At 58.4% G+C, this 14,101-nt stretch carries 12 protein-coding genes and 1 tRNA gene; 6 read left to right on the forward strand and 7 right to left on the reverse strand.

What is annotated here, in order from left to right:
- Window positions 1-31: 31 nt before the first annotated feature.
- From secF to queA, 5 genes are all read right to left on the reverse strand, one after another.
- On the reverse strand, window positions 32-946 hold the full coding sequence (gene secF / locus J3P95_RS20735) for a protein translocase subunit SecF (RefSeq protein WP_434558547.1): 915 nt from the start codon (window positions 944-946) through the stop codon (window positions 32-34).
- A 9-nt stretch (window positions 947-955) separates the two neighbouring features.
- A complete protein-coding gene (gene secD / locus J3P95_RS20740) occupies window positions 956-2,824 on the reverse strand; it encodes a protein translocase subunit SecD (protein WP_434579870.1) in 1,869 nt (622 codons plus the stop codon).
- A gap of 63 nt (window positions 2,825-2,887) precedes the next feature.
- Complete coding sequence (yajC, locus tag J3P95_RS20745; RefSeq protein WP_003185175.1) at window positions 2,888-3,226, reverse strand: preprotein translocase subunit YajC; 339 nt, start codon at window positions 3,224-3,226, stop codon at window positions 2,888-2,890.
- 43 nt (window positions 3,227-3,269) lie between these two features.
- Complete coding sequence (gene tgt / locus J3P95_RS20750; RefSeq protein WP_186635473.1) at window positions 3,270-4,385, reverse strand: tRNA guanosine(34) transglycosylase Tgt; 1,116 nt, start codon at window positions 4,383-4,385, stop codon at window positions 3,270-3,272.
- A gap of 14 nt (window positions 4,386-4,399) precedes the next feature.
- Entirely contained in the window at window positions 4,400-5,449 is a 1,050-nt protein-coding gene (gene queA / locus J3P95_RS20755) for a tRNA preQ1(34) S-adenosylmethionine ribosyltransferase-isomerase QueA (protein ID WP_434558549.1), read from the reverse strand.
- Between the two features lie 108 nt (window positions 5,450-5,557).
- On the opposite strand from queA, the gene J3P95_RS20760 reads away from it, so the two are divergent.
- The 5 genes from J3P95_RS20760 to J3P95_RS20780 all read left to right on the forward strand — a co-directional run bounded on the left by J3P95_RS20760 (window position 5,558) and on the right by J3P95_RS20780 (window position 10,330).
- Window positions 5,558-5,642, forward strand: a tRNA-Leu gene (locus J3P95_RS20760).
- Between the two features lie 243 nt (window positions 5,643-5,885).
- Window positions 5,886-6,215 (forward strand): hypothetical protein, encoded by a 330-nt coding sequence (locus tag J3P95_RS20765; protein WP_434579868.1) that lies wholly within the window; start codon window positions 5,886-5,888, stop codon window positions 6,213-6,215.
- Window positions 6,216-6,325: 110 nt separating this feature from the next.
- Window positions 6,326-6,841 (forward strand): sigma-70 family RNA polymerase sigma factor, encoded by a 516-nt coding sequence (locus J3P95_RS20770; protein WP_434558551.1) that lies wholly within the window; start codon window positions 6,326-6,328, stop codon window positions 6,839-6,841.
- Window positions 6,828-7,817: a FecR domain-containing protein gene (locus tag J3P95_RS20775; protein ID WP_434579865.1), complete on the forward strand. Its 990-nt coding sequence runs from the start codon at window positions 6,828-6,830 to the stop codon at window positions 7,815-7,817. Before J3P95_RS20770 ends, J3P95_RS20775 begins: the two co-directional genes overlap by 14 nt.
- Before the next feature lie 122 nt (window positions 7,818-7,939).
- Window positions 7,940-10,330 (forward strand): TonB-dependent siderophore receptor, encoded by a 2,391-nt coding sequence (locus J3P95_RS20780; protein WP_434626079.1) that lies wholly within the window; start codon window positions 7,940-7,942, stop codon window positions 10,328-10,330.
- Between the two features lie 382 nt (window positions 10,331-10,712).
- Here the strand turns inward: J3P95_RS20780 and J3P95_RS20785 are convergent, their stop codons facing one another.
- Window positions 10,713-11,870 carry a trans-sulfuration enzyme family protein gene (locus J3P95_RS20785; RefSeq protein WP_434579863.1) on the reverse strand — a complete coding sequence of 386 codons (1,158 nt, stop codon included), beginning with the start codon at window positions 11,868-11,870 and terminating at the stop codon, window positions 10,713-10,715.
- 44 nt (window positions 11,871-11,914) lie between these two features.
- Between J3P95_RS20785 and J3P95_RS20790 the strand changes: the two genes are divergently transcribed.
- Complete coding sequence (locus tag J3P95_RS20790; RefSeq protein WP_434579861.1) at window positions 11,915-12,724, forward strand: helix-turn-helix domain-containing protein; 810 nt, start codon at window positions 11,915-11,917, stop codon at window positions 12,722-12,724.
- A 296-nt stretch (window positions 12,725-13,020) separates the two neighbouring features.
- Here the strand turns inward: J3P95_RS20790 and J3P95_RS20795 are convergent, their stop codons facing one another.
- Entirely contained in the window at window positions 13,021-13,380 is a 360-nt protein-coding gene (locus tag J3P95_RS20795) for a DUF6124 family protein (RefSeq protein ID WP_434579860.1), read from the reverse strand.
- Between the last annotated feature and the right edge of the window lie 721 nt (window positions 13,381-14,101).

The raw sequence follows: 14,101 nt of genomic DNA on the forward strand, positions 1-14,101 counted from the left end.
TTTTTAGCGGTGACGGACGGAAAACCGAGCCTTACGGGCGGTCGTCCACCTCGGTCTCGGTGGCTGCCGGAGGAATCAGGTCCTCGGAGCTCAGGTTCAGCCAGATCAGCACCACGTTGGCGATGTAGATCGACGAGTAGGTACCCGCCATCACACCGATGAACAGCGCGATGGAGAAGCCGAACAGGTTGTCGCCCCCAAAGAACAGCAGCGCGGCAATCGCCAGCAAGGTCGAGATCGACGTTGCCATTGTTCGCAGCAGGGTCTGGGTGGTCGAGATGTTGATGTTCTCGATCAGCGAGGCCTTGCGCAGCACACGGAAGTTTTCACGCACCCGGTCGAACACCACGATGGTGTCGTTGAGCGAGTAACCGATAATCGCCAGCACCGCCGCCAGCACCGTCAAGTCGAAGGTGATCTGGAAGAACGACAGGATGCCCACGGTCACGATCACGTCGTGGATCAACGAGACAATCGCGCCCACCGCGAATTTCCACTGGAAGCGAAAAGCCAGGTAGAGCATCACGCCGCCCAGCGCCAACAGCATGCCGAGGCCGCCCTGGTCGCGCAGCTCTTCACCTACCTGCGGGCCGACAAACTCGACGCGCTTGACCTGGGCCGGGTTGTCGCCGCCAGCCTTCTGCAAGGCGTCAGCCACTTGCTGACCCAGTTGCGGGTCCTCGCCAGGCATGCGCACCAGCAGATCGGTGGTCGCGCCGAAGCTTTGCACAACAGCGTCGGTATAACCCGACGTCATCAGCTGCTCGCGCACCTTGCCAACATCCGCCGGACGCTCGTAGGTCAGCTCGATGAGCGTACCGCCGGTGAAGTCCAGTCCGTAGTTCAGGCCCTTGGTGGCCCAACTGAACAAGGCCAGGACGGTAAGGAACAATGTGACGCCGAACGCAATGTTGCGAACGCCCATGAAGTTGATTGTACGTAACATGGCAGCCCCTTAAATCCACAACTTCTTGACGTCACGGCCACCATAAATCAGGTTGACCATTGCACGGGTCACCAGAATGGCTGTGAACATCGAGGTAAAGATCCCGAGGGACATGGTCACTGCGAAGCCCTTGACCGGGCCGGTGCCCATGGCAAAGAGAATCCCGCCGACCAGCAACGTGGTCAGGTTGGAGTCGATAATCGCAGTGAATGCGCGGCCGAAGCCTTCGTTGATTGCCCGCTGGATCGACATGCCCGCGGCAATCTCTTCACGTATCCGCGAGAAAATCAGCACGTTGGCGTCCACCGCCATCCCCATGGTCAAGACGATACCGGCGATACCGGGCAGAGTCAGCGTGGCGCCCAACAGCGACATCAGGGCCAGCAGCAGCACCATGTTAACCGCCAGCGCAACCGTGGCGATCAGGCCGAAGAAGCGATAGATGGCAATGATGAACAGCGACACGAACAGCATGCCCCACAGCGACGCATCGACACCCTTGGCGATGTTGTCGGCACCCAGACTCGGGCCGATGGTGCGTTCTTCAGCGAAGTACATCGGCGCGGCCAGGCCACCGGCACGCAGCAGCAGGGCCAGTTCCGAGGATTCGCCCTGGCCGTTCAGGCCAGTGATGCGGAACTGGCTGCCCAGTGGCGACTGGATGGTCGCCAGGCTGATGATCTTCTTCTCTTCCTTAAAGGTCTGGACCGGCACGTCTTTCTCGACGCCGTTGACCATTTGCTTGGTGTAGGTGGTGGTCGGCTTCTGCTCGATGAAGATCACCGCCATGCTGCGACCGACGTTGCTGCGCGTGGCGCGGCTCATCAGTTCGCCGCCATGACCGTCGAGGCGAATGTTCACCTGTGGACGACCTTGCTCGTCGAAGCCCGCCTGGGCGTCGGTCACCTGGTCACCGGTGATGATCAGGCCACGCTCGATCTGCGCCGCCGGACGACCGCCTTCACGGAACTCGAAGCTCTCGGAAGAGGCCTTGGAAGCCCCCGGCTCAGCGGCCAGGCGGAATTCCAGGTTGGCGGTCTTGCCGAGGATACGCTTGGCTTCGGCGGTATCTTGCACGCCCGGCAGCTCAACCACGATGCGGTTGGCGCCCTGGCGCTGGACGATCGGCTCGGCCACACCCAGCTCGTTGACGCGGTTACGCACCGTGGTCAAGTTCTGCTTGATGGAGTATTCGCGGATTTCCGCCAGCTTGGCTGGGGTCATCGCCAGACGCAGCACCGCCTGACCATTGAGGTCGGCCGGCACAATGTCGAAATCATTGAAATTCTTGCGGATCAGGGCACGGGCCTGCTCGCGGGTGTCTTCATCACTGAAGCCCAACTGAATGGCACCGTCGAGTTGCGGCAGGCTGCGATAGCGCAAGCGCTCTTTGCGCAACAGGCTCTTGACGTCGCCTTCATAGACTTTCAGGCGTGCGTCGAGGGCTTTGTCCATGTCCACTTCCAGCAGGAAGTGCACACCACCGGACAAATCCAGGCCGAGCTTCATCGGGTGGGCACCCAGCTTGCGCAGCCACTGCGGGGTGGTCTGGGCCAGGTTCAGGGCAACCACATAATCGTCGCCCAAGGCCTTGCGAACGACGTCTTTGGCTGGCAGCTGGTCTTCCGACTTGACCAGGCGCAACAGGCCGCCCTTGCCGTTTTCGGCGATGGACGCAGCCTTCACATCGATATTGGACGCCTTGAGCGCTGCGCTCGCGCGGTCCAGATCGGCCTGGGTGACCTGCAACGCCGTGCTGGCGCCGCTGACCTGGATGGCCGGGTCATCCGGGTATAAATTCGGAGCGGAATAAATCACACCGACCGCCAGCACCGCCAGGATCAGTACGTATTTCCACAGAGGGTATTTGTTCAGCATCACGCCGCCCGCTTATGACGCGGGGCGCCTTGCGCGCCCCGTCGATTGAAGAGAAGTTGTTACTTAGATCGCTTTCAGCGTGCCTTTTGGCAGCGTGGCCGCGATGGCGCCCTTCTGGAACTTCATTTCAACAGTGTCCGACACTTCCAGTACCACGAAGTCATCCGCCACTTTGGTGATCTTGCCAGCGATGCCGCCGGTGGTGACCACTTCATCGCCTTTCTGCAAGCTGCCGAGCAGGTTCTTCTGCTCTTTGGCGCGCTTGGCCTGTGGACGCCAGATCATCAGGTAGAAGATGACCAGGAAGCCGACCAGGAAAATCCACTCGAAACCGCCACCCATAGGGCCGGCAGCAGCAGGTGCAGCCGCGTCAGCCATGGCATTAGAGATAAAAAAGCTCATTTAGCACTCCAGTTGCAAATATTGAATCTAGGGATCGGAAAACTCAGTCCAAAGGCGGAACAGGCAACCCGCGCTTGGCATAGAAGGCCTCGACAAAGGCGGCCAATGTACCCTGTTGGATAGCCTCGCGCAAACCAGCCATAAGCACCTGATAATGGCGCAAATTGTGGATGGTATTGAGCATGCTGCCGAGCATTTCGCCGCACTTGTCCAAATGATGCAGATAAGCGCGGGAGAAGTTCTGGCAGGTATAGCAATCGCACGTCGGATCGAGCGGCGAATCATCATGGCGATGGAACGCGTTACGGATCTTCAGCACGCCAGTGTCGATGAACAGATGCCCATTGCGGGCATTACGGGTTGGCATCACGCAATCGAACATGTCCACCCCGCGGCGCACACCCTCAACCAGATCTTCCGGTTTGCCAACGCCCATAAGGTAACGAGGTTTGTCAGCCGGCATCAGGCCCGGCAGGTAATCGAGCACCTTGATCATCTCGTGCTTCGGCTCGCCCACCGACAGGCCGCCAATCGCCAGGCCATCGAAGCCAATCTTGTCCAGGCCGTCGAGCGAGCGCTTGCGCAAATCCTCGTGCATGCCGCCCTGGACGATGCCGAACAGCGCCGCGGTGTTTTCGCCATGGGCGTTCTTCGAGCGCTGGGCCCAGCGCAACGACAGCTCCATGGACACCCGCGCCACGTCCTCATCGGCCGGGTACGGCGTGCATTCGTCGAAGATCATCACGATGTCCGAGCCCAGGTCGCGCTGCACCTGCATCGACTCTTCCGGCCCCATGAACACCTTGGAACCATCGACCGGAGAAGCGAAGGTCACGCCCTCCTCCTTGATCTTGCGCATGGCACCGAGACTGAACACCTGGAAGCCGCCGGAGTCGGTCAGGATCGGGCCTTTCCACTGCATGAAATCGTGCAAGTCGCCGTGGGCCTTGATCACTTCCATGCCCGGGCGCAGCCACAGGTGGAAGGTGTTGCCGAGGATGATCTCCGCGCCCGTGGCGACGATGTCACGGGGTAGCATGCCCTTGACCGTGCCGTAGGTGCCCACCGGCATGAACGCAGGGGTTTCCACGCTACCGCGGGGGAAGGTCAGACGACCGCGACGAGCCTTGCCATCGGTAGCAAGCAACTCGAAGGACATGCGACAGGTGCGACTCATACTGTTTCCTCGGGTCCGCGTGGCGCGGGGTTACGGGTGATGAACATCGCATCACCGTAGCTGAAAAAGCGGTATCCATGCTCGACGGCGGCCTTGTAGGCGGCCATGGCTTCGGGATAACCGGCGAACGCCGAAACCAGCATCAACAGCGTGGATTCAGGCAAATGAAAGTTGGTGACCAAGGCATCGACCACATGAAACGGCCGGCCCGGGTAGATAAAAATGTCGGTGTCGCCACTGAACGGCTTGAGCACGCCGTCGCGCGCGGCGCTTTCCAGGGAACGCACGCTGGTGGTCCCCACCGCCACCACCCGCCCGCCGCGCGCGCGACAGGCCGCCACGGCATCGACCACTTCCTGGCTGACTTCCAGCCATTCGTTGTGCATGTGGTGGTCTTCGATGCGCTCCACGCGCACCGGCTGGAACGTCCCGGCGCCGACGTGCAGCGTCACGAACGCCGTCTCCACGCCCTTGGCGGCAATCGCCTCCAGCAATGGCTGATCAAAATGCAGCCCCGCCGTCGGCGCCGCCACCGCCCCCAGGCGCTCGGCGTACACCGTCTGATAACGCTCGCGGTCCGAACCTTCGTCCGGGCGGTCTATATAAGGAGGCAACGGCATATGCCCGACACGGTCGAGCAGCGGCAACACCTCTTCGGCAAACTCCAGCTCGAACAACGTGTCATGGCGCGCCACCATCCGCGCCTCACCGCCGCCGTCGATCAAGATCGACGAGCCCGGCTTGGGCGACTTGCTCGACCGCACATGGGCCAGCACCCGATGGCTGTCCAGCACCCGCTCCACCAGAATTTCCAGCTTGCCGCCGGAGGCCTTCTGGCCAAACAAACGCGCGGGAATGACTCGGGTATTGTTGAACACCATCAAATCGCCCGGGCGCAAATGCTCAAGCAAATCAGTGAATTGACGGTGAGCCATGGCACCGCTGACCCCGTCCAGGGTCAACAGTCGACTGGCGCGACGCTCGGCCAGAGGGTGGCGAGCGATCAGCGAATCCGGGAGTTCGAAGGTAAAGTCAGCAACACGCATGATGGGGTTCGTCTAGCAGGGGCCGAAAGTCTAGCGGAATTATCAAAAATTCACCATGAAACGTGATTGACCAACGGTAGGCACCTCTCTATACTTCGCCGCCATTGAGCCCTGATGGCGGAATTGGTAGACGCGGCGGATTCAAAATCCGTTTTCGAAAGGAGTGGGAGTTCGAGTCTCCCTCGGGGCACCATCTTAAAGAAAGACCTTGAAATTCAAGGTCTTTTTTTTCGTCTGCTGGAAAGTGATTTGCCGCGGCTAACGCAGAGCTCAGGGCGTGAAGCGGGCCCCCATAGCCAACCCCATGGTGAGGAAGAAGTTGCTCCCGCTTGAGTGCGAACCGCTCACAAAGCAGTCACCCCCTTCACCAGTACCCGAGCAGCCAAATCCAAGACATAACCCACCCTTCTCACCCAGTCACCAAGGATTTCACCCCATGGAATTGCTACTGGAAACGGTCGCTCTTTATTCCCTCAAGCTGGCTTATGAGGCAGAGGGTCACAGCCCGATTCTGCGAGATGATCCATTGATGGGCAGTTGCGACCGTGAGGTTTTTGAGTTGTTGATACGGCGGGGCGATGTGACAGGGATTCAGGGCGAAATCGGCCGATGCCTGGATTTGGCGTTGGGGGCGATTGGTGGGGTGGATACAGTGCTGGGCCGAGAGTTGGCGCGGCTGGCAGAGGACTTTGGTTCTGTGCGGGCGATGGAGGAACTTCGTGGCCCAGCTCTCACGCTCAAGGCCTATCTGCGCGATGTTCTTTGAGCGGGACATGGCAAAAACGGCCAAAAGCGGACGCTGAGCGCCACGCATTTGCCTGAGTCCTATCGCGCAGGTAGAATGCGAGTAATTATCAATTACTCGCCGGAATACCGATGCGCAGCGACGAAATACTAGGCACTGCAGATCTAGCGCTGCTCTATCGCACCCACCACTCGTGGTTACACGGCTGGCTAAGCCGACGCATTGGATGTCGCGATAACGCAGCAGATTTGGTGCAAGACACCTTCGTACGTCTGCTCAAATCCCGTCAATCAAGCCCCTTGCGCGAACCCCGTGCCTATCTGAGCAGCATCGCCCGCGGGCTGATGATTGATCAGTATCGTCGTCGCGAACTCGAACGTGCCTATCTGGAGAGCGTCGCGTTACTGCCTCAACACGAGGTTCCCTCGGAAGAAAGCCGACTGCTGATTCTTGATACGCTCGAGCGGATAGATCGCATGCTCGATATGCTTAAGCCGAGAGTTCGCCAGGCCTTTCTATTTGCCCGGCTAGACGGCTTGACCTGCGCGCAAATAGCCGAAAAGTTGGGCGTTTCCCGTGCGACGGTGGAGCGCGACCTGGCCATAGCCCTGCAACACTGTTATCGCTTGCGTTATGTCGAGGCGTGAGTCGCAGGCGCTGGATCCGGCCGTTGTCGACCAGGCGATCCACTGGCAGGTGCGCCTTCGCTTCAATCAGCCAGATGAGCAAACACAGCGCACTTTTGAGCACTGGCTACAGCAGCGCCCAGAGCACCTGTTGGCGTGGCAGCGTGTGGAAGCGCTTGGGGATGAATTCGCCGGCGTGCCAGCGCAATTGGCCCGACAAACCCTTAACGGCACCCACCGTGGCATACGAAGACGGGAAAGCCTGAAGCTACTGGGCCTGTTGGCCACTGTCGGCGCAGCCGCCTGGCTCGGCCGGGATTACACACCCGTGCCGGCCATGCTTGCGCAGCAGCGCAGCAGCACCGGTGAGCAACGACGCGTCCAGCTCGATGATGGCAGCCTTATCCAGCTCAATAGCGACAGCGCTGTCGACAGCGATTTCGACGCACAGCGGCGCCTGATCATTCTGCGGCGTGGTGAAATCATCGTGAATGTCGGCGCGGATGAACACTCGACACAAACGCGCCCCTTCTGGGTACAGACACGGGACGGGGTCATGCGCGCTCAGAGTGCCCGCTTCCTGGCGCGGGAACGTGACGACGGCACCCTGCTCGCGGTTCAGGAAGGCACAGTCACGGTATTTCCGGGAGCCAGTCAAACCCTGGCCGATAGCGCAAGCAGCAGTGTCCAGGCCGCAAACCTGCTGCTGTTCACATCAAATGGCGTCCATAAGTTCAAGGATAACGGCCTTGATCTCTGGAGCTGGAGTGACGGGGTGATCACCGCGCGCAATATGCGCCTCAGTGATTTTATTGTTGAGTTGTCGCGCTACCGTCCCGGCGTATTGCGATGCGCCGAAGAAGTGGCTGACCGTCGGGTTTCCGGCACCTTTCAGCTCGCTGACAACGATCAGGTGCTGGCATTGGTCGCGCAGTCGTTGCGCTTGCACGTTGATTATCGGACCCGTTACTGGGTGACATTGACCGCCGCCAGCTGAGTCCATTCGCACTTTTCTCGTATTTGAAAAAACTAATGAGGTAGTTTCTCATTCTCGTTCGACTTGTAAGGAAGGCCGACGTTACAGGCCAATCTGCCGATACCCTTCCATGGAGCGAGAAAATGAGTTCGTCCCCGGTTACACAGCGCCGTCCATTGAGTCATGCCGTACAAGGCGTGATTCTGGGTTTGATCGTCAGCAGCTACGGCCTGCCATCGCTGGCGCAATCTTCGAGCGCTGAACACCGCAACCAGGTCCAGCAGTGGAATATCGCTGCCGGCCCGCTGGCGCCGGCGCTTGACCGCTTTGCGCGCGAGGCGGGCATCAGTCTTTCCTTCGATGACTCGAGCGTAGCGAACCGCACAACGGGAGGCGTGAACGGCACCTTCGATACGTCGGCAGCGCTGTCAATGTTGTTACAGGGAAGCGAGTTGCAAATCGAGCAGCAAGGCCCGAACGCTTACCTGCTGATACCTCAACAAAAGCCTGCCGGCCCGCTCGAACTTGGCGCAACCGACACCGAGGACTACCGCCTCGCCCCCCTTATCATCAATGCCAAGGTCAAGGTCAACGCCGACGACGACACCAACTCGGTGGTCGCCAAGGAGCTCTGGGTCGGCGGCAAGGTGGCAACCAACATTCTCAACACGCCCGCCTCCGTGTCGGTTGTGACCCGCAAGGAAATGGAGCAACGCAGCGTCAGCACCACTGAAGAGGCACTTCAATACACGCCGGGCGTGATCAGCGACTTTTATGGTTCGGACGACCGCAACGACTATTTCCAGATCCGCGGCTTCCAGGCCACTACCTACCGTGACGGCTTGACCCTGAGTTCGATGCGCGGCGTACGCGAAGATCCTTTCGCCTATGAGCGCATCGAGATTCTGCGTGGCGCCAACTCCACGCTGTTTGGCCCGGCGGACCCAGGTGGCTCGGTGAACTTCGTGACTAAACAGCCGCGCTTCGAGCAGTTTGGCCAGGGCTACGTGACCTACGGTTCCTTTGACCATGTCGAGACAGGCGTCGATGTGGGGGACGCGCTGAACGACGAAAAAACCCTGGCCGGCCGCTTTACTGCCAAAGGGCAAAACAGCGACCGCGAGTACGACCACTCACAGGACGACAACAAGTTGGTGATGGGTGGCCTCACTTGGGCACCTACCGACTACACGTCGGCCACAATGATTCTGGACTACCTGAAAACCGAAAGTTCGCCCAACAGTGGTGGTTATCCGCTGGACAAGGAATACGACCGCAGCAAGTTTTATGGTGAGCCCAGCTACAACTTTCACGATGTCGAGCGCACCAGCCTCAGCGGCAATGTTACCCATGATTTCGACAACGGCTTCGTACTGCGCAGCAACCTGCGTTACAGCAAACTGACCGATGATTTTGGCTACGTTTACATCAGCGACAGCGCCGCACGTGTCGGTACTACCGTTGACCGGTATCTGTTTGGAACGGACAGTGAAGCCGACCAGTTCAACGGCAATCTGATGCTGCAATACGATGCCCGCTTCGAGAATATCGACAGCAGCAGCCTGGTGGGCGTGGAGTACCTCGATTCGACCACCAAGGAAAGCTCGGTCTACGCCCTGGCGACCCCGATTGACATTGCAAATCCGGTGTTTACTGGCGTTTCACGCTCAATCACGCCGTATGCCGTCAATAAGCGAGACGCGACCACCAAGGCCGTATTCCTTCAGCAGAACCTATCGTTCTACGAGCGTTTCATCGTCACCGCGGGTATGCGCAACGACTCGATGGACCTGACCAGCGAAGGCTTGCAATCCACTGAGAAAGACAACTTCTCCGAAACCTCCTACCGCGGTTCGTTGACCTATATCGTCAACGATGAGGTGTCCACCTATGTGAGCATGGTGGAATCCGTCTCGCCCCCCCAGGTTGGCGTTACACCGCAAACGGGCAAGCAGTACGAAGTGGGCGTGAAGTATTCGCCCATGGCGATGGACGCGCTGTTCTCTGCAGCCGTTTATGACCTGACCCAGGAAAACGTCACGATCGCTGTGGTGCTGCCAAGCGGCATCATCGAACAGCAGACGGTGGGCGAGTCGCGAGTGCGCGGCCTCGACCTGGAGGCCAAAGCGCAACTGACGCAGAACCTCAGCCTGATTGGCGGCTATTCCTACATGAAGTCCGAGGTGCTGCGCGGTACGTTGTACGACGGCAGCTCCCTCAAGGGCAATGAGTTCACCACGGCACCGAGGCATTCCGCTTCTCTGTGGAGTTACTACAGCTTGCCCGGCACTGACGTGAGCCTCGGCCTGGGCGCACGCTACGTCGGTGCCTATTACATGGAGGCCGCCAACAACAGCAAGAGCGATGGCACCACCTTGTTCGACGCCGCCTTCAACTACCAGATTGCAAAGGGCACCGACCTTGCCGTGAATGTCAGCAACCTGCTGGACGAGCAACACGTGGTCGGTTCCGGCACGGCGAACTATTACAACCCGGGTCGCGAAATTACCGCCAAAGTGAGTTACAACTGGTAAGCTGGCGTAAGCCTTTTTCTCCCATAGGAAGTGGTGCCCGCTCTACAGCGGGCACTGATCGCCAAGCCGATGCTGAAGCACAAGTACGACCATGCCCCCGAGCGCGATCTCTTTAATTTGAAGACGTCTGACTGATGGACGCTTGAGCGACTTAGCAACGACGGGCGACTAAACCCGGTAACTGATGAGCAGTGACAGGTCCCAAACTACTGATGCAACCCAAGGCGGACATGCCGGCGGATTCTGGCGTAGCTGTTGGCAAAGGCGCAACGCGCTGTGGGGTTTGCGGGCTCTGTGAGCCGAGACTGTCAGACCTTTCAAAAGAAGCGATTTTCCTGCTTCATTCCCCAAATGCCACCGGACTGAACTCCGCTGCCCAGCCTCACTCATCCATCCGATCAAACGCGTGAGCCAGATCTGCACACAGATCCGGCGCATGTTCGAGCCCGATGTGCAGACGAACCAGTCGCCCCTCGTCAGGCAGGGTCTTGACCGAGCGCAACGCGTATGGAATTGCGGGCATCACCAAGCTTTCATAACCGCCCCAACTGGTACCCAGACCAAACAATGTCAACGCATTGATGAACCGTTCGAAAGCGGCTTCGTTGCACGGTTGCAGTTCGAAGGTGAAGGGCCCCGCGCCACCGGCAAACTGCTTTTTCCAAAGTGCGTGCCCAGGGTCTGACGCCAGCACTGGAAACATCACGCATTTGACCTTCGGATGTTTACACAACCATTCAGCCACTTCGATTGCGCTGGCTTGATGCCGGGGCATGCGCACGGCGAGTGTCCTCAATCCGCGCAGGGCGAGCCAGCAAACGTCCGGGGAGGCATGTGAGCCGTAGCGGTCACACCATTGGCGCGTCGTTTCCAACGTTGAGTAAGCACCGGTAACCAGACCGAGAATGACGTCTGAGTGACCGTTGATGAATTTGGTTGCCGAATGAATCGAAATATCGATCCCCAACGCATGGGCATTGAAATACATCGGTGAGCCCCATGTTGAATCGCAGGCAACCGGTATGCCCCGTTCGTGCGCCGCCGCGCAAACTTGCGTGATGTCCAGCATCTGCATCGTCAACGACGAAGGCACTTCGATGAACACAAGACTCGTATCGTCATCGATCAGTTGGCTTACTTCGGTGCCGTCATTGAAGAAGCTGATCCGCGTGCCGAGTGCTGTCAGCGATTGCTCGCAAAATATACGGGTCGGACCATACACACCGTTGTAGACCAGAATATGTTTTCCCGGTCCCGCATGCGCGCCTAACACTGCGGTGATAGCGTTCAAACCGCTGGAGGTGGCGATGCAGGTTTCGGCATTTTCAATTCGTGCCATGGCCTCCTGTAACTCAAACGCGGTCACTGTACCCGAACGCCCATAACGGAACGATTCAAAAACCCTGCTCTGGTACGAGTGCCGATATTCCTCCAGGGTTTCAAACACGACCGTTGACGCACGTACCAAGGGCGGGTTGACCGCATGAACCGCTGCGGCACTGGTACGGCCTAGGTGAACAAGATCAGATTCACGATGCATGATGGCCTCGATTCAAGTAGTCAGAGTCCTATAGTATGTTTGGCATGTCAGACTCCATCGGCCAAAAAACATCGCTGACGCGCCATCACGAGCCCGCCGGGTTTCGCCTGTTAGCGAAGCGGCATGAGCGTGGCGCTGTGCTGCCTTCGCACGAGCACCAGACCGGGCAACTGGTGTTTGCGTTGAGCGGCATCATGTTGATTGAGACCCACCTGAGTCGCTGGACGATTCCGCCGCAACGCGCGTTGTGGATACCGCCACATCAACCGCATACCATTCAGATCCTGTCGGATGTTGAAATGCGAACGGTGTATTTCCAACCGGCGCTATTCACCCAAATCGCCAACTTCGCGCGCTGCCACGAGGTGCACGCAGTTGTGGCATCCACGCTGATCAAGGAGTTGGTACTGGGATTGTTCGAGCAGCCGCGCGAAGATGAAATGCGCGACCTGATGGTGCATTTACTGCTGCATGCATTGCGTGAAGCAGCTTGCCTGCCGACACATTTACCGATGCCGACTGACGACCGGCTGCGCACGGCATTGATGGAACTGATTTCAGGCAATCAATGGCATTGGCCGATATCTGAAATTGCGTATCGTGCGGCCATGTCCGAACGCACTTTTACGCGGCGCTTTAGCGCGGAAGTTGGCTTGAACTATCGCACCTGGCACCAACGAGCGCGCATCGTCGCCTCACTGGATTTGCTGGCATCGAATCGGTCCGTAAAATCGGTTGCGCACACTCTTCAGTTTGCAAGTGCAGCCGCTTATGTGGCGGCATTTCGAAAAATAACAGGCAGTACGCCACGGGCTTTTCAGGCCACCCATTTAATGCAAAGCATGACTCTGTAATTCCTGTTTACATCACAGCTTGCTCCAGCGCCAACCGATGCAAGGTGACAGCCGCCAGTTCCGAGTCATCACTCCAGCTCACATCAAAGCCCCGATCGCCCACTTGGACGGTGCGGAACAACGCAAGTCCTCCACCGGCTTGAGTACCGGGAATTGTCGGATGTGTTTGCGCAGATCAAAACGACTCTGGTCTTCCCACACACGGTGCAGGTCTCCGGTGTGCTTTGATGCTCCCGTCAGGCGGCAGGAAAGGTCTGCTGCGCAAGACCTTTCCTCTACCGAGGCGAACGCCTCGGCTACCTCACCTCAACAATATCCAACGCCCGATTCGCCAACAATTCACTCACCTCAATCACCTGCAAAATCCCCAACGCAACCCGCCTTCGCGAGCCATCCAGGTCGAACGCAAGATCACTGATCATCGCATTCGCCGAAGCCAGGTTCTCACTGAGATTCGCAAGCAAACACTCAGAATCAATCCCAGGATCAATCCGGAAAATGGAGTCGGGCTTGTCAGACGTTTCGCTCTTAGGCTTGGGTTTCAGGTAGTAATCTAACGCGCGAGTGGCCGCATCATCAATTTTCTTGTTCCGCGCAGCCTGAGCACGCGACACGTGTTCATCGGTAACGGGAGGATTCGGTGTAATTTTAACCATGGTCTTAACTCTCTGGTTGAGGCCACGACCCGTTCGCTGCTAAACGAATTGGGAGGCAGCTGCACGCAGGTTAGCAGACCGACGAGTTAAGAAATCGGCGCGCCCGAGGGCGCCCTGCGCACAGCCACCATCGAGTGCAGGAATGGGGATTCCTGACTGACGATGCGTTGTGCGACTTAACTCGGCGAGCTGCTAAACCCGATCACTGATGAGCAGTGACCGAACCCAAACTACCGACGCAACCCCAGGCGCACAAGCCGGCGGATTCTGGCGTAGTTGTAGGCAAAGGCGCAAGGCGACGTCGGCTCGCGGTTCGCGTTAGCAATGACTGACAGACTCGTCCGTCACCTTCTGCGAACAACCCCGTCCCCTTTCCGCACGCCCAAGAATTCCAGAAAAAACGCCCACTCAAATTTCCTAGGAACACGCACAAACGCATCAGCCACTTTATCAATTTCGGCTCTCGCCCCCTCTGCGCTGTCACAAGCCCGCGCGCAGACCGTTCCATCGGGAAAAAAGATGTTGTAGTCATAACGAGGCCCCACCCAAACCCCATCGGTCCATCGGCCTCCCACTGCGCTTTTGTGTATCGCGCAGCCTTTGTAGTTCTCTACGAATTCCATATCGCACCTCACGAAATCAAGCACCGTGATAGCGCGACACTGTTCAAACGAAATCTCGCGATATCGCCCTCAGAATACGGCCCTCGAAAATTCTCGCG

This window comes from Pseudomonas sp. Z5-35, from assembly GCF_051131945.1.
Lineage (GTDB): Bacteria > Pseudomonadota > Gammaproteobacteria > Pseudomonadales > Pseudomonadaceae > Aquipseudomonas > Aquipseudomonas marvdashtae.